At 69.6% G+C, this 17,796-nt stretch carries 19 protein-coding genes; 4 read left to right on the top strand and 15 right to left on the bottom strand.

What is annotated here, in order from left to right; translation table 11 throughout:
- Positions 1-159: 159 nt before the first annotated feature.
- The 4 genes from AC1DF4_RS11620 to AC1DF4_RS11605 all read right to left on the bottom strand — a co-directional run bounded on the left by AC1DF4_RS11620 (position 160) and on the right by AC1DF4_RS11605 (position 4,065).
- A complete protein-coding gene (locus AC1DF4_RS11620; protein WP_441405451.1) occupies positions 160-1,851 on the bottom strand; it encodes a ribonuclease J in 1,692 nt (563 codons plus the stop codon).
- A gap of 61 nt (positions 1,852-1,912) precedes the next feature.
- A complete protein-coding gene (gene dapA, locus AC1DF4_RS11615; RefSeq protein ID WP_476913037.1) occupies positions 1,913-2,821 on the bottom strand; it encodes a 4-hydroxy-tetrahydrodipicolinate synthase in 909 nt (302 codons plus the stop codon).
- 78 nt (positions 2,822-2,899) lie between these two features.
- Positions 2,900-3,700 carry a carbon-nitrogen hydrolase family protein gene (locus tag AC1DF4_RS11610; RefSeq protein WP_476913036.1) on the bottom strand — a complete coding sequence of 267 codons (801 nt, stop codon included), beginning with the start codon at positions 3,698-3,700 and terminating at the stop codon, positions 2,900-2,902.
- 20 nt (positions 3,701-3,720) lie between these two features.
- Positions 3,721-4,065, bottom strand: a complete 345-nt coding sequence (locus AC1DF4_RS11605; RefSeq protein ID WP_476913035.1) for a hypothetical protein — start codon at positions 4,063-4,065, stop codon at positions 3,721-3,723.
- A gap of 118 nt (positions 4,066-4,183) precedes the next feature.
- Between AC1DF4_RS11605 and AC1DF4_RS11600 the strand changes: the two genes are divergently transcribed.
- On the top strand, positions 4,184-5,419 hold the full coding sequence (locus AC1DF4_RS11600) for a heparan-alpha-glucosaminide N-acetyltransferase domain-containing protein (protein WP_476913034.1): 1,236 nt from the start codon (positions 4,184-4,186) through the stop codon (positions 5,417-5,419).
- Between the two features lie 44 nt (positions 5,420-5,463).
- Here AC1DF4_RS11600 and AC1DF4_RS11595 read toward each other — a convergent pair whose 3' ends face one another.
- The 7 genes from AC1DF4_RS11595 to AC1DF4_RS11565 form a co-directional block, all read right to left on the bottom strand.
- Positions 5,464-5,946, bottom strand: coding sequence for a hypothetical protein (locus AC1DF4_RS11595; RefSeq protein ID WP_476913033.1), 483 nt, complete (start codon positions 5,944-5,946; stop codon positions 5,464-5,466).
- A 5-nt stretch (positions 5,947-5,951) separates the two neighbouring features.
- Entirely contained in the window at positions 5,952-6,710 is a 759-nt protein-coding gene (dapB, locus tag AC1DF4_RS11590) for a 4-hydroxy-tetrahydrodipicolinate reductase (RefSeq protein WP_476913032.1), read from the bottom strand.
- Positions 6,711-6,819: 109 nt separating this feature from the next.
- The gene (locus AC1DF4_RS11585) at positions 6,820-7,347 is read right to left on the bottom strand and encodes a molybdenum cofactor biosynthesis protein MoaE (protein WP_476913031.1); all 528 of its coding nucleotides are present in this window, start codon (positions 7,345-7,347) and stop codon (positions 6,820-6,822) included.
- Complete coding sequence (locus tag AC1DF4_RS11580; RefSeq protein ID WP_441405459.1) at positions 7,337-7,849, bottom strand: MogA/MoaB family molybdenum cofactor biosynthesis protein; 513 nt, start codon at positions 7,847-7,849, stop codon at positions 7,337-7,339. Before AC1DF4_RS11580 ends, AC1DF4_RS11585 begins: the two co-directional genes overlap by 11 nt.
- Positions 7,846-8,349, bottom strand: a complete 504-nt coding sequence (gene moaC, locus AC1DF4_RS11575; RefSeq protein ID WP_476913030.1) for a cyclic pyranopterin monophosphate synthase MoaC — start codon at positions 8,347-8,349, stop codon at positions 7,846-7,848. The genes AC1DF4_RS11580 and moaC overlap by 4 nt, the downstream gene beginning before the upstream one ends.
- Positions 8,337-9,560 (bottom strand): molybdopterin molybdotransferase MoeA, encoded by a 1,224-nt coding sequence (locus AC1DF4_RS11570; protein ID WP_476913029.1) that lies wholly within the window; start codon positions 9,558-9,560, stop codon positions 8,337-8,339. The genes moaC and AC1DF4_RS11570 overlap by 13 nt, the downstream gene beginning before the upstream one ends.
- Before the next feature lie 92 nt (positions 9,561-9,652).
- Entirely contained in the window at positions 9,653-11,239 is a 1,587-nt protein-coding gene (locus AC1DF4_RS11565) for a molybdopterin-dependent oxidoreductase (protein WP_476913028.1), read from the bottom strand.
- A gap of 132 nt (positions 11,240-11,371) precedes the next feature.
- On the opposite strand from AC1DF4_RS11565, the gene moaA reads away from it, so the two are divergent.
- The 3 genes from moaA (at position 11,372) to AC1DF4_RS11550 (ending at position 13,188) form a co-directional block, all read left to right on the top strand.
- A complete protein-coding gene (moaA, locus tag AC1DF4_RS11560; protein ID WP_476913027.1) occupies positions 11,372-12,508 on the top strand; it encodes a GTP 3',8-cyclase MoaA in 1,137 nt (378 codons plus the stop codon).
- A 7-nt stretch (positions 12,509-12,515) separates the two neighbouring features.
- Positions 12,516-12,782: a MoaD/ThiS family protein gene (locus tag AC1DF4_RS11555; protein WP_476913026.1), complete on the top strand. Its 267-nt coding sequence runs from the start codon at positions 12,516-12,518 to the stop codon at positions 12,780-12,782.
- Between the two features lie 124 nt (positions 12,783-12,906).
- Positions 12,907-13,188 (top strand): hypothetical protein, encoded by a 282-nt coding sequence (locus tag AC1DF4_RS11550; RefSeq protein ID WP_476913025.1) that lies wholly within the window; start codon positions 12,907-12,909, stop codon positions 13,186-13,188.
- A gap of 33 nt (positions 13,189-13,221) precedes the next feature.
- Here the strand turns inward: AC1DF4_RS11550 and AC1DF4_RS11545 are convergent, their stop codons facing one another.
- Genes AC1DF4_RS11545 through AC1DF4_RS11530 form a run of 4 tightly spaced genes read right to left on the bottom strand, consistent with a single transcriptional unit; the run spans position 13,222 to position 17,622 of the window.
- On the bottom strand, positions 13,222-14,157 hold the full coding sequence (locus tag AC1DF4_RS11545; protein WP_476913024.1) for an alpha/beta hydrolase: 936 nt from the start codon (positions 14,155-14,157) through the stop codon (positions 13,222-13,224).
- Between the two features lie 11 nt (positions 14,158-14,168).
- Positions 14,169-14,858: a TetR/AcrR family transcriptional regulator gene (locus AC1DF4_RS11540; RefSeq protein WP_476913023.1), complete on the bottom strand. Its 690-nt coding sequence runs from the start codon at positions 14,856-14,858 to the stop codon at positions 14,169-14,171.
- A complete protein-coding gene (locus AC1DF4_RS11535) occupies positions 14,855-16,546 on the bottom strand; it encodes a class I adenylate-forming enzyme family protein (RefSeq protein ID WP_476913022.1) in 1,692 nt (563 codons plus the stop codon). The genes AC1DF4_RS11540 and AC1DF4_RS11535 overlap by 4 nt, the downstream gene beginning before the upstream one ends.
- Complete coding sequence (locus AC1DF4_RS11530) at positions 16,543-17,622, bottom strand: branched-chain amino acid ABC transporter permease (protein ID WP_476913093.1); 1,080 nt, start codon at positions 17,620-17,622, stop codon at positions 16,543-16,545. The genes AC1DF4_RS11535 and AC1DF4_RS11530 overlap by 4 nt, the downstream gene beginning before the upstream one ends.
- Positions 17,623-17,796: the final 174 nt, after the last annotated feature.

The raw sequence follows: 17,796 nt of genomic DNA, 5'->3' as shown, positions 1-17,796 counted from the left end.
CCCGACGCGGGCTTGAAAACCGCGGATTTCCGGGGTTCCGCGGGGATCATGTTGCCGGCCGGACACGCAAAAACGGCCCTCCCGGTCCGCCGCAAGCGAGAGCCTGCGGCAGGCCGGGAAGGCCGTCGTGGTGCGGGGCGCTGGGGCCACCGCCGGCGCTTAGGCCTCCAGGACCACCGGGATGATCAGGGGCTTGCGGCGGAGCTTGCGGTTGACCCAGGTGCCGACGACGCGGCGGACAACCTGCTGCAGCTGGTGCGTGGTGTGGTCCGAGCGGTTGAGCACGGCTTCTTCCAGGGCGGCGTTGATCTTGGGGATGATCTCGTCAAAGACGGAATCGTCCTCGGCCACGCCGCGGGCGTGGATCTCGGGGCCGGAGACAACCTTGCCGGTGGCGCGGTGGATCACCGTGATGATGGAGATGAAGCCTTCATCGCCGAGGGTCTGGCGGTCCTTGAGGTCAGCTTCGGTGACTTCGCCGACGCTGGAGCCGTCGACGTAGACGAAGCCGACTTCGACCTGGCCGACGATGTCGGCCTGGTGGTCGCGGAGGTCGACGACGGTGCCGTTGTCCGCGAGGAGGATGCTCTCTTCGGGGACACCGGAATCCAGGGCGATCTTGCCGTTGGCGATCAGGTGGCGGGTTTCGCCGTGCACCGGCATCGCGTTGAGCGGCTCAAGGATGTTGTAGCAGTACAGCAGCTCGCCTGCGGCGGCGTGGCCGGAGACGTGCACCTTGGCGTTGCCCTTATGGATAACGTCGGCGCCGAGCTTGAGCAGTCCGTTGATGATGCGGAAGACGGCGTTCTCGTTGCCCGGGATCAGGCTGGAGGCGAGGATGACAGTGTCGCCCTTGCCGACGACGACACGGTGGTCACCGTTGGCCATGCGGGACAGGGCTGCCATCGGCTCGCCCTGGGAACCGGTGGACATCAGCACCACGCGGTTGTCCGGCAGGTTGTCGATGTTCTTGATGTCGACCAGGATGCCCGGGGGAACGTCGAGGTAGCCGAGCTTCTCCGCGATGGTCATGTTCCGGACCATCGAGCGGCCGACGAAGGCCACCTTGCGGTTGTGGTTGGCGGCGGCGTCGAGCACCTGCTGGACGCGGTGCATGTGCGAGGAGAAGGACGCGACGATCAGGCGCTTGGAGGCCTGGCCGAAGAGCCGGTCCAGGACGGGTCCGATTTCCTTCTCGGCGGTGGTGAAGCCCGGCACGTCCGCGTTCGTGGAGTCGGACATGAACAGGTCCACGCCTTCTTCGCCGAGCTTGGCGAAGTGGCGGAGGTCCGTGATGCGGCCGTCGAGGGGCAGCTGGTCCATCTTGAAGTCACCGGTGTGCAGTACGGTTCCGCCGGCGGTGCGGAGGAACACGGCGAGGGCGTCCGGGATGGAGTGGTTGACGGCCACGAATTCGCATTCGAACGGGCCGAACTTCTGGACCTGGCCCTCGGTGACGGTCTGGATGATCGGCTTGATCCGGTGCTCCTGCAGCTTCGCCTCGATGAGGGCCAGCGTCAGCCGGGAACCCACCAGGGGAATGTCGGCGCGCAGGCGCAGCAGGTACGGGACGGCGCCGATGTGGTCCTCGTGGCCGTGGGTCAGGACGACGGCGACGATGTCATCGAGGCGGTTCTCGATGTAGGAGAAGTCGGGCAGGATCAGGTCGACGCCGGGCTGGGTTTCCTCCGGGAAGAGGACGCCGCAGTCGACGATGAGCAGCTTGCCGTCGATCTCGAAGACGGTCATGTTGCGGCCGATCTCCCCCAGGCCGCCGAGCGGGACGATCCGCAGGGTGTCCTTGAGCAGTTTCGGCGGCGTGACAAGGCCGGGAAGGGCGGTTTGGGTCATAATGCACTACTTTCCAGGCGGGTACCGGCCCGGTCATTCCTGAACAGGATCAAGCACCTGATCAGGAAAAGACCATTCCGGCTTCCGCCAAGTCCTCGCGGATGGTTTCGATCTCAGCTTTGTCCGGCTCCACGAGGGGCAAACGGACAACCGAGTTGGGCAGGACTCCCTGCCACTTAAGAACTTGCTTCGCAGCAACAGCACCCTGGATATGGGTCATCACTGCACGGACCACGGGGTCCAGTTCGAAATGTATGGTGCGGGCGGTGGCGAAGTCGCCCGCAAGTGCGGCATCGATCATGGCGCGGAACTGCCGCGTCGCGACGTGCGCGGAGACGCTTACGAGTCCGGCGGCCCCGGCTGCCATCCACGGCAGGGTCAGCCCGTCATCGCCGGAGTAGACGTCAAGATCGGTGTTTGCGAGGACCCGGGTAACGGCCGCGAAGTCGGCTTTGGCGTCCTTGAGCGCAACAATGTTCCGGTGGTCCGCGAGCCGGATCATGGTTTCGGGCAGGATCGGCACGCAGGCACGGCCGGGGATGTCGTAGACCATCACGGGAAGGTCGGCAGCGTCGGCGACGGCTTCAATGTGGGCCTGGATTCCGGCCTGGCTCGGCTTGTTGTAGTACGGCGTGACAATCAGCTGGCCGTGGGCTCCGGCTTTGGCTGCGCGCTTGGCCATCTCGATCGAGTGCGAGGTGTGGTTGGTGCCGGTTCCGGCGATCACCTTGGCACGGTCCCCCACGGCTTCCACGATGACGCGGAAAAGCTTCTCTTTCTCATCGTCCTCCAGCGTGGAGGTCTCGCCGGTGGTACCGGAGATGACGAGGGCGTCGTGGCCGTCGTCGACGAGCTTGTTGGCCAGCTCCGCGTTCTGCTGGTAATCGACCTCACCGTCGGAAGTGAAAGGCGTGACCATGGCGGTCACGAGGGATCCGAACGTGAAAGAGCGAGTGAGAGAGTCAGCCATATGAAAAACGTTACCCTGTCCCCGGTGTGATCGGACAATGAAGGCGACGTGATGAAGATCAAACCCGGACCGGGAGCCTCACCCGTGGTCCGGCCGGGGGGCCGGCGCTTGGTGCCTCCCGGCCCCGCGTTCGTGGGCGTAGTGGTCCAGGGCCCCGTGCTGCAGGGTCGCAGTCACCACCTCGGTCCCCGTCCCGGCGGCCTGCCGGATCACGAGCCCGTCCGGTCCCCAGAAGCCGCTGCCGCCGGCCGAGGGGCCGAACTCCGTTGTGCCGCCGAGGTTCGCCAGCACGCTGAACATCCGGTGGTCCATGGCGCGGGCGCCGAGGTGCAGGGCAAGCCGGTGGTCTTCGCCGGCGGCGTAGAGGGCCGAGACGGCATAGATGTCGGCGCCCGCCTCCGCGGCGTCGCGCGCATGAACCGGACGGGCGGCATCGAGGCAGACGGCCAGGGCAATCCTCCAGCCGTCGAGGTCCAGGACGGCGGGGCGGGCCCCGGGCTTGAAGAACTGCTGCTCCGGGCCGTGAAGCCAGACCTTGAATGACGCTTCCACCTCACCGCCGGGCTGCAGGGCGAGGGAGGCCAGCCGGGGCGTGCCGTCCGCTTCCCGGAACGGGGCCCCGACAACGGCGGTGATCCCGGTCCGCCGGCAGATTTCGCGCACGCCGTCCAGCCGTGGGTCCGTGGCAGTTACCCACCGCTCCGGGTCCGCCAGTCCTCCCAGGCCGTAGCCGGTCAGGGAGAGTTCGGGGAAGACCACCAGCCGGGCACCGTGGTCGGCCGCGTCTTCGATGAGGCGGATGTGCTCCGGAACATTGGCGGCAACGCCGCCGTCGAGGGCTGTGTACTGGATGGCGGAAAGCGTCAGCGCGGTGGTCACAGTGCCATCCTAGGCGGGGCCTACCCGGCCGGGGCAGTCCCGCCGGAGGGTGTGGTGCAGTAGCGGCTCACGGCGTCCTCCCGCAGCCCCTCGGCCCACGCCGCGAGCCGCTGGGCCGCCCGAACGTAGTCGAAGAGTTCGCTGGGCGTGAGCGCAACGAGCTCGGTTTCGGCGAGCCGGCGGGCCAATTCGGCGCCGGGCGCCTGCGCCGACAGGACGGTCCCCTCCTTGTGCCACTGGACGTCCTCTGCAGGTTCCCCTGCGACGAGCTGCCGGAAGAGGAAGTCCACGACGCCGGGACTCATCGCCTTCAGCACACCGGGGGTTGCATCCGGCGGGAAGGCGGGTTCTGGTCGGTTGTTCATGACGACATCTTATTCGAACATATATTCGAACACAAGGGGCCTGTGCAGCTCCTGTGAACATCCCCCAATCCATCCCCTGGCCGAGGTTCGCCGGCCCTGATCGTGAGACGATCGAAAGATGACGTCGCGCGGAACAGCCTCCACTTCCCGGTCCGCAGCACGCAAGATCGCGGGTCCGCGGCTGTCAGGCATCGACGCCGCCCGCGGGCTGGCCCTCCTGGGCATGATGGCCACGCATGTCTTCCCGACCTTCGAGTCCGACGCCCAGCTCACGCCCACTTGGGTGGGGCTGGTGTTTTCCGGACGCGCCTCGGCCCTGTTCGCCGTCCTCGCAGGAATCGGGCTGGCACTCTCAACCGGCAAGCAACAGCCGCTGCACGGTCCCCAGCTTTGGGCCGCCCGCCGGGGAATCGCGCTCCGGGCCCTGGTGATCGGCGCCGTCGGACTCTCGCTCGGCGGGCTCGAAGTGAACATCGCCATCATCCTGGTCCACTACGCCTTGTTGTTCCTTTGTGTGCTGCCGTTCCTTGGACTCGACGTCAAGCACCTGCTGGTGCTGGCGGCCGGCTGGGTGCTGGTCAGCCCGGCTGTGGCCTTCCTGCTGCGGCCGTGGCTCCTCACCGCCGAACCTCCCCTGCAGCTGGGCCACAACCCCATGTGGGAGGACCTGTCCACGCCGTCCGTGCTGCTCGGGGACCTCTTCCTGACCGGCTACTACCCCGTCCTGCAATGGATTACCTATCTGCTGATCGGACTCGCGATCGGCCGGATGGCCCTCACCTCGGGGGCGGTCCCGGTCCTGCTGCTAGCGGTGGGATCCGCAGTGGCGGTCCTTGCCAAATGGCTCAGCATCGTAATGATGGAGGACTGGGGCGGCCGGGCGGCGCTGCAGGCTTCGCTGCTCAATCCCTCGTATCCGCTGGAGAGCCTCCTGCAGGTCAACCTGGCCGGCGTGGACCAGACCGGCTCCGCCTGGTGGCTCGCCTCCAGCGCCCCGCATTCGGGCACCACGCTGGATCTGCTGCACACCTCGGGCGTGGCGGCCGCCGTCGTGGGCGTCTTCCTGATCCTGGGCCGGCTGGTCCAGGGGGCCCGGCTGGACGCGTTGCTCCCGCTGCGGGGGGCCGGCGCCATGACCCTGAGCTTCTACACGGCACATCTGTGCGTGATGGCCTCGCTGTACGGCCAGCCGCTGCCGTCCGGATGGACGGTCGAGGGCGTCTATTGGGTGCAGGTGGCGGCGATCCTCGCCCTTGGCGGAATCTTCGCGGCCCTGGCGTGGCGGGGGCCGCTGGAGTGGGTGGCGCATGCCGCCAACCAGCTCGGCCGGTACCAGCCGGCCCGCATCCGCTAGGACGCCGCGGCACGCCCCGCTTCGGCAATCCCGCCCGCAGCGGTTCAGGCCTGGCGGGATCCAGTGCGGTACAGCCGGACGGCGTCGCGCATTGATGCACGCGCCCGCTTGCGGTCGCCCGCGGCGTCATAGGCGCAGCTGAGCCGGAACCAGGAGCGCCAGTCGTCCGGCGCGGCTTCTGTCTCGGCACGGTACTTCTCAAATTCACGGTCCGCGGCCTCGCGGATGATCCGCCCCGCGGGGGTGCGCGGCAGGTTGTCTTCCGGCAGCCCGCCCTCGGCTTCGAGGATTTTCGCCAGCCGTTCGGTCCGGGCGCCGAAGAGCAGTTCGCGGACCAGGGCCCAGGCACCGATCACCGGCAGGAGCAGATACGCAACGCCAATGGCCTTGGCCACCGGGTTGGGGTCCGTCATCAGCAACACCGCGCGCTGGAAGGACACCACAAGGTAGAAGACCAGCAGGAGCGTGACGGCCCCGACCCAGATCTTGGTGCGGTTGGCTTTGAAAGCGGTCAGGACGTTGGCCACGGCGTTCAGAGCCCCAGGTCCAGGTAGCCGTCAAGGCCGACAGTGAGGCCCGGGTTGGCCGCGACGTTGCGCACGCCCAGCAGCACGCCGGGCATAAACGAGGCACGGTCGAAGGAGTCGTGCCGGAAGGTCAGCTGCTCCCCCGGCCCGCCCAGCAGGACTTCCTGGTGCGCCACCAAGCCGCGGAGCCGGACGCTGTGGACGCGGACGCCGTCGACGTCGCAGCCGCGCGCGCCGGGGCGCTCGCTGGTGGTGGCGTCGGGGCTGGCGGTGAGGCCGGCGGCCGCACGCTCGGCGGAGATCAGCTGCGCGGTCCGCACGGCCGTGCCGGACGGGGCGTCCACTTTGTCCGGGTGGTGCAGTTCGACGATTTCGACCGATTCGAAGTAGCGCGAAGCCTTGGCCGCGAAAGCGGAGGCAAGGACCGATCCGAGCGCGAAGTTCGGCGCGATCAGGACTCCCACGCCGGGCTGCCCGGCGAGGAGCTCCTCGAGCCGGCCCAGCCTCTCCGCGTCCCAGCCGGTAGTGCCCACAACGGCGTGCATGCCGTGTTCGACGGCGAAGCGGACGTTCGCTTCGGTGCTCTCGGGGACCGTCAGGTCCACCACGATCCGGGCTCCGGCGTCGACGAGGGTGTCCAGGGAATCGTTCCGGCCCAGCGCGGCGACAAGCTTGAGGTCCGCGGCGGCCTCGACGGCAGTCACCGCTTCGGCGCCCATGCGCCCGTTCGCGCCCAGCACGGCGACTGCGAGTTGTTCGGTCATGCCATCAACCCTACCGCCGGGGCGGGTGCCGCCTTGAACCGGGGACCGCGCGTTACAGGCCGGCCGCGCCCCGAACATCCGGCGCACATCCGTTGAGGTGGGGGCGGGTTTACGCCCCGGCGCCGACCCACTCGACCGTGCCGTCGGTGAAGAACTGCTCCTTCCAGATCGGAACCTGGGCCTTGATCCGGTCCACCAGCTCCGAGCAGACGGCGAAGGCCTGGCCCCGGTGCGCGGCGGAGACGGCGCAGACCAGTGCGGGGTCACCGATTTCCAGCATCCCGATCCGGTGCGCCACCCAGATCCGCACCGGCTGGGCCGCGCCGTTGCCGGTCTCCGCGCCGGGTCCGGAGGCTGCCGCGGCAGGCTCTCCCCGCTCTCCCCCTGCCGCCTGTTCGGCGACGAGCTGCGCGACGACGTCGGCCATCACCTGGTGCGCGGTCGGGTGCGCGCTGTAGCTGAGCCGCTGGACCGGTTTGCCGCCGTCGTGGTTCCGGACGACGCCGCTGAAGCTGACGACCGCGCCCGCGGTGTCCGATTCGACGGCGGCGATGGCCTGGTCCACGGAGATGGGCTCGGCGCTCAGCACCGCGTTCACCACTTCGAAGGCCGGTTCGAGGGCTGGTTCAGTGGCCATGGCTGCCCTCCAATTGGTCGCAGAGGTGTCCGAGGACGGGGTCCAGCACGCTGAGGCCGTCCATGACGCCCTTCGGGGAGCCGGGGAGATTGACGATGAACGTCTGGCCGGCCGCACCGGCGTGGCCCCGGCTGAGCATCGCCAGCGGGGTTTTGGCGATGCCGGCGCCGCGGATGCCTTCCATGATGCCGGGGATCTCCCGGTCCAGCAGGGGCAGGGTCTGTTCCGGGGTGGCGTCGGTGGGGCTGAGGCCCGTGCCGCCGCTGGTGATGATAACGGCAGGCGCCTGCGTCAGGAGCGCGCGCAGGGCTGCGCCCACGGCTTCGCCGTCCGGGACCACCATTGCCGGGTAGGTCTCGAAGCCGTGCTCGGTGAGCCAGTCGATGATGACGGGGCCGGTGAGGTCCTCATAGATTCCGGCCGCGGCCCGGGTGGAGGCGATCACGACGCCGGCCTTCCGGCCGGTGGCTTCGCCGTGCCGGTGTGGTTCGGGCATGCTCATATTGTCCAGTCCCCGCTCTTGCCGCCGCTTTTGGCCAGCACTTTGATGTCGGTCAGTACCGCGTGCTTGTCCACGGCCTTGATCATGTCGTAAACGCTGAGGGCGGCCACGGAAGCTGCGGTCAGTGCTTCCATCTCGACGCCGGTGATGCCGCGGGTCTTGACGGTGGCGAAGACGGTGACCGTGTCGGTGTCGAGTTCGAAGTCGACGGTGACTTTGGCGATCGGCAGCGGGTGGCACAGCGGGATCAGGTCCGCGGTCTTCTTGGCGGCCATGATGCCGGCGACTCTGGCCACGGCGAGGGCGTCGCCCTTGGGCAGGTCTCCGGCGCCGAGGAGGGCCAGGACCTCGGCGGTGCTGCGGACCGTGGCAGTGGCCGTGGCCTCGCGGGTGCTCTCCGCCTTGTTGGACACGTCCACCATCTGGGCCGTGCCGTCCTGCCGGAGGTGGGTCAGGCCTGTGGTTCCCGTTGCCGGGTTTTCTTCGTTCACAGCATCCATACTTCCACCTCGGCGCCCTCGGCGAGCGCGGCAATTCCTTCCGGCACCTGGATCAGGGCGTTGGAGTGCGCCAGGGCACTGACGAGGTGCGAGCCGGCGCCGCCTTCGAGCCGGACGGTGCCGTCCGGGAGTGCCGTGCCGCGCCGCACCTGGTGCTTGCCCGGCGGGGACGTCAGCGCCTCGGCGAGCCGTGCCATGACCACCGGACGCGGTGCGGGCGAGCCGAAGAGTTCTCCAAGCGCCGGGCGGAGGAACATCTCGAAGGAGACGAGGCAACTCACGGGGTTCCCCGGGAACCCGAGGACCGGAACGCCGTCGAAGGTTCCGATTCCCTGCGGTCCGCCGGGCTGCATCGCGACGCCGAAGAAGTCGACGTCGTGGCCCTCCATCGCCTGCCGGACCACCTCGTACGCGCCCTTGCTGACGCCGCCGGTGGTGACGATCAGGTCCACGTCCGCAGCATGCCGGCGCAGCAGTGCCGCGAGTTCCTCCGGGCGGTCCGTGGAGATCCCGGTCCGGGTGACGTCCAGGCCCGCTTGGCGCATGGAGGATTCCAGCAGGGTGGCGTTGGAGTCGTAGATCTTGCCGGCACCCAGGGGACTGCCCGGCTCCACGACCTCGTCCCCGGTGGTGACCAGCAGGATCCGCAGCGCGCGGTAGACGGGCACCTCGGTGAATCCCAGGGCGGCCAGGAGCCCCAACTGGCCGGGCCCGAGGAAGGTGCCGGCACCGAGGGCCGGCTCCCCGGTGCGGATGTCGCTGCCCGCGTCGCGGACGAAGTTCCCTGCCGGGACGGCGGGCAGCCGGACCGTGGCCGGGACGCCCGGTGCGGGGAACGACGCGGGATCGGCCTGTTCGATCGGGACGACGGCGTCCGCCCCGGGCGGCATCACGGCGCCGGTCATGATCGGGGCGGCGGTCCCGGCGGCCAGTTCGGGCGGCGCCGCACCGGCCGGAACGGGAGCGACCACGCGCAGTTCGGTGCCGCCGTCGGGCACGTCGGCGCTGCGGATGGCGAAGCCGTCCATCTGTGAATTCGCGAAGGGCGGCAGGTCCAGCGGAGCCACGATGTCCGCCGCGAGTCCCCGGCCCAGCGCCGCGAGGAGCGGGAGCCGTTCAATCCGGTCCGGGGTGCGGAGCGGGGACAGGAGCCGGCGGACCGATTCGCGGTGCGCTTCCACGGTGACGTGCCGTGCCTGGGTGCGGTGCATACGTTGGTGACCCCTCGTCTTGAGCCTGTGGCTGGGTTCGCCGGTCCGGCTCCCTGGCCCGGCTCCCTGGCCCGGCATGGTGGCCCGGCCCGTTAGGACTTCACGTCAACTCTAACCGTGTGGAAGCCGGTGGCCCCGCTGGGGGCAACGGGCGCGCGGTCCTCCACTTGAGCGGCGCCGCTAAGGTCCGTGGCGCGGACCTGGACCTCGTACTGGCCGGGCGTGAGCGGCAGTGCCAGCTTCCACTGGTACCAGGTGTCCCTGGAGATCCCGGGGGCCAGCTCCGCCTGCTGCCACGCGCCGCGGTTGACCCTGAGCTCCACCCGGCCGATCCCGGTGTGCTGGGCCCAGGCAACCCCGCCGAAGGCGACCATGCCGGCGCTCACGGAACGGCCGTCCCGGGGCACGTCGATGCGGGAGGAGGTCTTGATGGGTCCCCGCTCGCTCCACCCGCGGGGCGTCCAGTATCCGACGTCGTCCGCGAAGCGCGTCACCTTGAGCTCAGTGACCCACTTGGTGGCCGAGACGTAGCCGTAGAGGCCGGGGACGATGAGCCGGGCCGGGAAACCGTGCTCCAGCGGCAGCGGTTCGCCGTTCATCCCGACGGCAAGGAGCGCGTCCCGGCTGTCCGTCAGCACCTCCAGCGGAGTGCCGGCGGTCCAGCCGTCCGTGCTGCGGGAAAGGACCATGTCCGCGCCGTCCTTCGGACCGGCGAGTGCCAGCAGTTCCCGGACCGGCCAGCCCAGCCAGCGCGCGTTGCCGATCAGGTCCCCGCCCACCTCATTGGAGACGCAGGCGATGGTGACGTGCCGTTCGACCAGGGGTTTGGCGAGGAGCGTGGCGAAGTCCAGCGAGACCTCCCGCTCCACGAGCCCGGTGACCTTCAGGGTCCACTGGCCCGGGTCCAGCACCGGGACGCGCAGTGCGGTGTCGATCCGGTAGAAATCCTTGTTCGGGGTCACCAGCGGACCCACCCCGTCCAGCCGGACTTCGGCGCCGGCCGGGACGGGCGGAGCCGGTGACGCCGGTGCGGGGAGCGCCAGCTTGCTGCGCAGTTCACTCACGACGGCGGCGGCCCCCCGGAACGTCGCGGCAAGGACCCCGGCAAGGACGGCTACGGCGGCTGTACCGCCCAGCACCTGGAAAAAGCGGCGGCGGGAAGGGGGCTGGCTGGGGGTGGCACTTTCCGGAGCACCGGCTTCGGCGCCGGGACCCCCCGCCACTGCTGCTTCGGTTTGCCACTCCTCCAGCCGCCGGATCAGCCACCTCAGCAGGATCATGCCCACGACGGCGGCGAGCAGCGGGACAGGAACCGCGTTGGGCGTCAGTTCGCTCCGGCCCAAGACAGCAGCCAGCCCCGCCACGCCGAAGACGGCAATGATGGCGACCCCGGCGAAGCGGCGCCGCAGCTCCGTGACTCCGGCCAGGGCCGCCAGCGCCGCAATGACGAGTCCCATGCCGCCCAGCAGGGCGACCTTGTCCGCTGTACCGAAGAGCGCAACCGCCCAGTCCTTCACGCCGGGCGGGACCACATCGATCACTGCGCCCCCGACGGCGGTCACCGGGGAGAGCGACGGGCTCACGAGACCGGCCGCGAGTTCCCCCAGGGCGAGCCCCGTTCCGACGGCCACGACTCCGGCCGCCGCCGCCAGGGCCGTCGCCCGCTGGGAGGTGTTCACCCCTCCAGCATAGGTTCGCGCCGGCGCGGCGGCACCGGCTGCCGGGCAATGCGCTGGATCGGGCGCAATACCTGGCGCAATATGCGGCTCAACAGCAGTGATGCCGGCGCCGAGGTGGCGTAGCCTGACATTATGAGTGTTCAGCTTGGTATGCCCCAGCCCCGCGCGGAGGACGGTTCCGGCGCGGGCACTTCCGGTCTGCAGCTCCCCGGGCGCCCGGCCGGGATGCCCGCCGGCCTCGTAGACCGCTACGGCCGCCGCGCCACCGACATGCGGCTCTCGCTGACGGACAAATGCAATCTGCGCTGCACCTACTGCATGCCCGCCGAGGGCCTGGAGTGGCTGTCCAAGCAGGCCGTGATGTCCGCGGAGGAAATTGTCCGGATCGTGCGGATCGGCGTCGACATGCTGGGCGTGCGGGAACTGCGGCTCACCGGCGGTGAACCGCTGGTCCGGGCCGATCTGATGGACATCATTTCGGCGCTCCGGCACGCCCACCCCGACCTCCCGATCTCCATGACCACAAACGCCGTTGGCCTGGACAAAAAGGCCGCCGGGCTCAAGGCCGCCGGGCTGTCCCGGATCAACGTTTCCCTGGACTCGCTCCATGAGGAAACGTTCACCCAGCTGACCCGCCGCCCCTTCCTGAACAAGGTCCTTGCCGGCGTCGACGCCGCCTGGGCCGCCGGGCTGGGCCCCGTGAAGCTCAACGCCGTGCTGATGCGCGGCATCAACGACGTCGAGTCCCCCGCCCTGCTGGCCTGGGCGCTGGACCGCGGCTATGAGTTGCGATTCATCGAGCAGATGCCGCTCGACGCCGACCACGGCTGGACCCGCCGGAACATGATCACGGCCGCGGAAATCCGTGAGCTGCTCTCGGTCGATTACGTGCTCGGCGCCGATCCGCGGGACCGCGACGGCGCCCCGGCGGAACGCTTCGAGGTCCGGGCCCGCGTGCCCGGCACGGCCGAGGCGACCGGGCCGGTGCTCGGAACCGTGGGGATCATCGCCTCCGTGACCGAGCCGTTCTGCTCCGATTGCCGCCGCACCCGCATCACGGCCGAGGGCAAGATCATGAGCTGCCTGTTCTCCCGCGAGGAAGTCGATCTGCTGGGACTGCTCCGCGAGGGCGCCAGCGACGAACAACTCGCCGAACGCTGGCAGGATGCCATGTGGATCAAGCCCAAGGCCCACGGCATGGACCACGTCGGACTGGACGCCCCGGATTTCGTCCAGCCGGACCGCAGCATGAGCGCCATCGGAGGCTGAATTACCTGTGAATGTACGTTACTTCGCTGCCGCGCGCGCTGCTGCCGGCGTCGACGAGGAGCGCTTTGAACTCCCCGCAGACGCCACATTCAGCTCACTGGTGGAGGCGATCCTCGCCGTCGAGCGCCCGGATCCTCCGGCCGGGACCCCGCCGCTGGCGCGGCTGCTGTCCCGGAGCAGCTTCCTGCTCAACGAGGTGGCGGTGCGGAACCGGGCCGCCACGCTGAAGCCGGACGACGTCGTCGACGTGCTGCCGCCGTTCGCCGGCGGCTAAGGCGCCACTGCCGGATCCCGGCTGCTCCCCGACCGGATTTTTGGGATACCGCACACTCCCTGCCGCGCGTAGCTTGGAAGCATCCCATCAATCCCGGGATCACCAGCCGGAAGGACAGGAAGCGATGTACACCTTGCAGATAGAACACGCAATCACGGACTTTGGCGTGTGGAAGGCCGCGTTCGACCGCGACCCGGTGAACCGTGCCGCGTCCGGGGTCACCGCACACCGGGTCAGCCGCCCGGTGGACGATCCGCACTCCGTGGTGGTCGAACTCGATTTTGAGCAGCGCGCCCAGGCGGAGGCGCTGCTGGCGAACCTGCAGACGAAGGTCTGGAACTCCTCCGAATTGGCCCCCGCGCTCAAGGGTGCCCCGAATGCCCGGATTCTCGAGTCCGCTCTCTAGAAGCGCCAGGGGTCCGGCGTCAGAGCCCGGCCACTACGCGACGGCCAGCGCTTCCCGCACGGTGTCCGCGACGGCGGCGGCACCCGCCGCACCCATGATGATTGTGTAGTGGTTGACGTCCGGTATCTCGCGGACCGTCAGGGCGGGCAGTTTCTCCGCCCAGGCGTCCAGATAGCCGGGTGCGTACAGGCCGCCGGGTTCGTTGAGCAGGCCGCGCGGCGCCCGCAGCACCAGGGTCTCCACAGCAAGCTCGTCCAAGGCCTTCAGGAGTGAGGCGCCGCGGTGCAGCTCGGCGGTATCGTCCGCCATCGCCTGGTAGCGGGTGGCCGGCCGGAGCACCGGTTCCTCACCGGTGAGGTCGTAGTCCACGTACTCCTCCACAAGCGGGCTCCAGTCGGCGCTGAAGGCCGGATGCTGCCTCCAAAAGCTGCGGTAGACCTCACGGCTGGGAAAAGTGGCGTTCAGCCGCTCGGCCGCGGGACCCAGCACGGCGGCGACGATCTGCTCGTCGCTGAGGCCCGCCGGAACCTGCAGCGGCAGACCGCCGTCGACCAGGACGAGGGACCGCACCCGCTCCGGGAACAGGTTCGCCAGCACCACTGCGGCGAAGGCGCCCATCGAATGGCCGACGACGACCACCGGCCCGGTGCTGAGCGCGGCCAGCACGGCCGCGAGATCCTCGGCGTGGGCTGGCATACCGTACGGCGCCGGGAGCGCGTTGCTGCGGCCCCGTCCGCGCAGGTCAGGGGCAATGATCCGGACGTCCGGCAGGGCTTCGGCCAGCTCCGGCCAGGCCTTGTGGGACGCGGTCACCCCGTGCACCGCCAGGATGGTCGGGGCGGCGGGGTCCTCGGGGCCCCAGATTGCGGTGTGCAGGGTGCCGCCGCGGACCTTGACCTCGGTGGTCCGGTAGCCCGAGGTGCTGGCTGCCTGGTTTATGGCTGAAGTGTTTATGACTGGAGTGTTCATTGCTGGATGGCTCACTGGGCTGTCCCTTCCTGGGCCTGAATGGTTCTGGGGGCGGCGCCGGGTGCGGCACTGGAAGTCGCCCCCGGCGCGGGGGCGAGGGCGCGTTCGATGAACTGCATCATTTCCTCGAAGACTTCCTCCGGGACATCCGGTCGGGCGCCCTGGGCGGGTTCGGCGCCTTCTTCGTCCCACAGCACCCAGCGCATGCCGATCAGCTCACCGATGCCCATCAGGGCCCAGGCGGCTACCGTGGGGTCCATCTCCCGGACTTCGCCGCTGAGTTGCGCGGCCTTGAGCCCTTCGATGTAGCCGTTGACGATGCGGGTGTAGTGCAGCCGCAGCGCCCCGGGCGAGACGAACTCGGCCTGCCGGATAATCCGGTACAGCGCGGGGTGGTCCGCGGTGAACTTGAAGAAGGCCCGGAACCCGGCGCGTTCGGCCGCGAGCCTGGTCCCGGCGGAGCGGGCGGCGTCCGTCATGGCGTGCCGGACCCGCCGGTTCAGGTCCTCGACCACCTCGTCGAAGATGGCCTGTTTGCCCTCGAAGTACAGGTAGAAGGTACCGAGGCCCACCCCGGCCTCCTCGGTGATCTTTACGATCGATGCCTCGTGGTAGCCCACCGACGCGAACACCGTCTCGGCGGCCTGCAGCAGCTTGGCCCTGGTGCGGGTGCCCCGCGCCGTACGGGGAACGGCGCTCATCGCCGGCCCCAGTCCGAGGAAACCGCGTCCGCGGCAACAGCGTTTGACAGGGCGGCTGCGGGCAGGGCGGCCGCCCCGCGTCCGTGGGTTCCCGCCGGCCGTTGCTCGTCCAGTTGCTGCCGCAGCCGGGCCCGCAGCACCTTGTTCAGCGCCGTGCGCGGCAGGGCTGCCACGGTCTCGATCCGCGAGGGAACCTTGAAATGCGCCAGCTGCGCTGCGCAGTGGTCCAGGAGTTCCTGCTCGTCCGTGGCGAGGCCTGGACGGATCACCACAAAGGCGACGCCCGTTTCGCCCCAGCGCTGGTCTTCGACCCCGACGACGGCGGCCTGCGCCACCGCCGGATGGGCCAGCAGCGCAGCCTCGACCTCGGCCGGGGCCACGTTCTCGCCGCCGGAAATATAGATGTCCTTGAGCCGGTCCACCACTTTGATGTAGCCCTCGGCGTCGCGCTCCACCAGGTCCCCGGTGCGGAGCCAGCCGCCGGCCAGGACGGCCGCGGTGGCGGCGGGGTCGCGGAAGTAGCCGGCGAAGACCCCCGGCCCGCCCACCAGCAGTTCCCCGGATGCGGCGCCGTCGAGGACCTCCCCGGTGACCGGATCGGCTACCGCGACGGCGACATGCGGATACGGTTTGCCCGAGTAGCCGACCATCCGGGCGGCATCCTCATTGGCCAGGCAGAGCACATTGGGCGACGCCTCGGTCAGCCCGTAGCCCTGGCTCAGCGCCACTCCCCTGCGGTGCCAGATCCGCAACAGCGGCGCAGGCATGGGAGCCCCGCCCACCACGGCGTGCCGGAGGCTGCCGAGCTCCGCGGAGGCGAAGTCGGGGTGTTCGGCGAGCATCAGGTACTGGGTGGGGACGCCCATCAGCATGGTGACCCGGCGTTCCGCGATCAGCTGCAGGACCCGGCCGGGTTCGAAGCCGCGTTCCAGCACCACGGTGGCGCCCGTCCACCAAGCCAGCAGGGGCTGGATGTTCCAGCCGCCGACGTGGAACTGCGGGAGCACGGCCAGCACAACGTCGGTGCTGCCCAGGTCGAGGGTCCGGGACAGCGAGAGGTTGGTCCAGAAGCAGTTGGCGTGGGTCAGCACGGCAGCCTTGCTGGCCCCCTCGGTGCCGGATGTGAAGATCATCAGGAGGGGGTCGTCGTCGCGCACTTCCCTGGCGGCTTCAAGCCCGCGGACGTCCGGCCGGCCGCCGCCCGCAGCGGGCGCCGGCCGGATCCGGGAGGGCGGCGGCACGGACTTTTCGACGCCGCCCGGGCCCAGCGCAGCGGCCCGGGGCCGGTGCGGCAGCAGCGCGCACGCCCCCGCGGCGAGCGAATCGAGTTCGTCCTCGACTAGCAGGAGCTGGGGGTCGGCGAGTTCGAGCTGGGCTGCCAGTTCCCGGGGTGACAGCCGCCAGGACAGCGGCACCAGGACCAGCCCGGCCTTGGCGCAGGCAAAGAACACCACCACGTGGTCCGAGCTGTTCCCGGTCAGGGTCGCGATCCGGTCCCCCGTGACGTAGCCGGCACCTTTCAGTCCGGCGGCGAGGCCGGCCGCCCGGCGTTCCAGTTCGCCGTAGCTCAGTGTGCAGCCGCGGTCGTCGACGGCGATCCGGTGCGGGGTGGCGAGGCTCCGGTCCGTGGTCCAGCGGCCCAGGGTGTGCAGTCCGTCAACCCGGCCGGGACCTGTTGTGCTGCTCATGCCGATTCCTCCAGGATCTCGCGGGACGTCGCTGTCCGGTCCTCGCCGGTCCTGTCATTTCCGGTGAGCCCGCCGCGACGCGTTTTTTGCCGGTCCCGGCGCTGGGCCAGCCGCTGCGCGGTGCCCGTCAGGCCGCCGGGCAGGAAGAGCACCACGAGGATGAACAGGGTGCCCAGGATGAATAAAGGTTCAGACAACGGTACCCGCAGGATGTCCGGCAGCGCATCGATGGCGTCCGAGTTCGCGAGGGTCGTGAGGCGCTGGTCCAGGATGGTGTAGAAAACGCCGCCGATCACGGCGCCCCAGCGGGAGCCGACGCCGCCCAGGACCACCATCACCAGCAGGGTGATGGTGAGGTCGGCGGACATGGCGCGCGGGACGGCGCCGCTCTGCAGGAGCAGGAACACCATGCCGATGATGCTGACCAGGATGGCGGAGACCACGAAGATCAGCAGCTTCACGAGGTACGGCTGCAGGCCCAGGACGCGGACGCGCAGTTCGTTCTCGCGGACCGCCGCGGCAACGTGCCCGGCCCGGGAGGACTGCACCCAGGTGACCACGATGAACACGGCCACGAGCACGGCCAGCGCCAGCCAGTAGAGGTTGCGGGTGTTCACCACGCCGACAAGGAAATCGGGCAGGTTGTCGGTGCGCAGCGTCAGGCCCTCGTCGCCGCCGGTGGTGCCGTCCGGGTTGCGGCCCACGATCACCGAGCCGGCCTGGGCGAAGGCAAGCGTGACCATGGCGAAGGGGATGCCGCTGACCCGCAGGCTGATGCTGCCCACCACATGGGCCAGCACGATCACCACGAGCAGGGTCAGGCCCATCGCTGGCAGCAGCGGAATGTCCAGGTTCTGCAGGATGATCGCCAGCCCATAGACGCCGGCGCCGAAGTACAGGGCATGGCCGAAGGAAAGCAGTCCGGCGACGCCGAGCAGCAGGTGGTAGGTCAGGGCGGCTGCGGCCATCAGCATGCACATGGCCAGCAGTTGCAGGGAACCCGGCGTGTACGTCGGCCCGGGCAGCACGCCGGGCAGCGACAGGTTGAGCAGCGGCAGCAGGACCAGGAGCACCATCCCGGCGAGCCCGGCGGCCGCGCCGGCGATCTTCCGGCGGGTCGGGCGGGGACGGCCGGTCGGGTTGGAACGGCCGGCGGTTTCTGTCCCGCGCGGCACCGCGGGGCTCCCGACGGTGCCCTTGGTAGCCGTGCTGGCGGTGCTGGCATTGCCGGCGGTTCCGGCGGTTCCGGC

It is taken from the genome of Arthrobacter sp. 05N429, from assembly GCF_056397045.1.
Note: the sequence above shows the minus strand (reverse complement) of the source record. Positions and strands in the feature narration are given on the sequence as shown.

Excerpts from the sequence above, each read along its gene's own strand:
- AC1DF4_RS11530 (WP_476913093.1), bottom strand. The coding sequence starts at position 17,622 with ATGGTGCTCCTGGTCCTGCTGCCGCTGCTCAACCTGTCGCTGCCCGGC.
- AC1DF4_RS11570 (WP_476913029.1), bottom strand. The coding sequence starts at position 9,560 with ATGCACCGCACCCAGGCACGGCACGTCACCGTGGAAGCGCACCGCGAA.
- AC1DF4_RS11550 (WP_476913025.1), top strand. The coding sequence starts at position 12,907 with ATGTACACCTTGCAGATAGAACACGCAATCACGGACTTTGGCGTGTGG.
- AC1DF4_RS11585 (WP_476913031.1), bottom strand. The coding sequence starts at position 7,347 with ATGGCCACTGAACCAGCCCTCGAACCGGCCTTCGAAGTGGTGAACGCG.
- AC1DF4_RS11545 (WP_476913024.1), bottom strand. The coding sequence starts at position 14,157 with ATGAACACTCCAGTCATAAACACTTCAGCCATAAACCAGGCAGCCAGC.
- AC1DF4_RS11580 (WP_441405459.1), bottom strand. The coding sequence starts at position 7,849 with ATGAGCATGCCCGAACCACACCGGCACGGCGAAGCCACCGGCCGGAAG.
- dapA (WP_476913037.1), bottom strand. The coding sequence starts at position 2,821 with ATGGCTGACTCTCTCACTCGCTCTTTCACGTTCGGATCCCTCGTGACC.
- dapB (WP_476913032.1), bottom strand. The coding sequence starts at position 6,710 with ATGACCGAACAACTCGCAGTCGCCGTGCTGGGCGCGAACGGGCGCATG.
- AC1DF4_RS11605 (WP_476913035.1), bottom strand. The coding sequence starts at position 4,065 with ATGAACAACCGACCAGAACCCGCCTTCCCGCCGGATGCAACCCCCGGT.
- AC1DF4_RS11620 (WP_441405451.1), bottom strand. The coding sequence starts at position 1,851 with ATGACCCAAACCGCCCTTCCCGGCCTTGTCACGCCGCCGAAACTGCTC.
- AC1DF4_RS11540 (WP_476913023.1), bottom strand. The coding sequence starts at position 14,858 with ATGAGCGCCGTTCCCCGTACGGCGCGGGGCACCCGCACCAGGGCCAAG.
- AC1DF4_RS11600 (WP_476913034.1), top strand. The coding sequence starts at position 4,184 with ATGACGTCGCGCGGAACAGCCTCCACTTCCCGGTCCGCAGCACGCAAG.
- moaC (WP_476913030.1), bottom strand. The coding sequence starts at position 8,349 with ATGGATGCTGTGAACGAAGAAAACCCGGCAACGGGAACCACAGGCCTG.
- AC1DF4_RS11535 (WP_476913022.1), bottom strand. The coding sequence starts at position 16,546 with ATGAGCAGCACAACAGGTCCCGGCCGGGTTGACGGACTGCACACCCTG.
- moaA (WP_476913027.1), top strand. The coding sequence starts at position 11,372 with ATGAGTGTTCAGCTTGGTATGCCCCAGCCCCGCGCGGAGGACGGTTCC.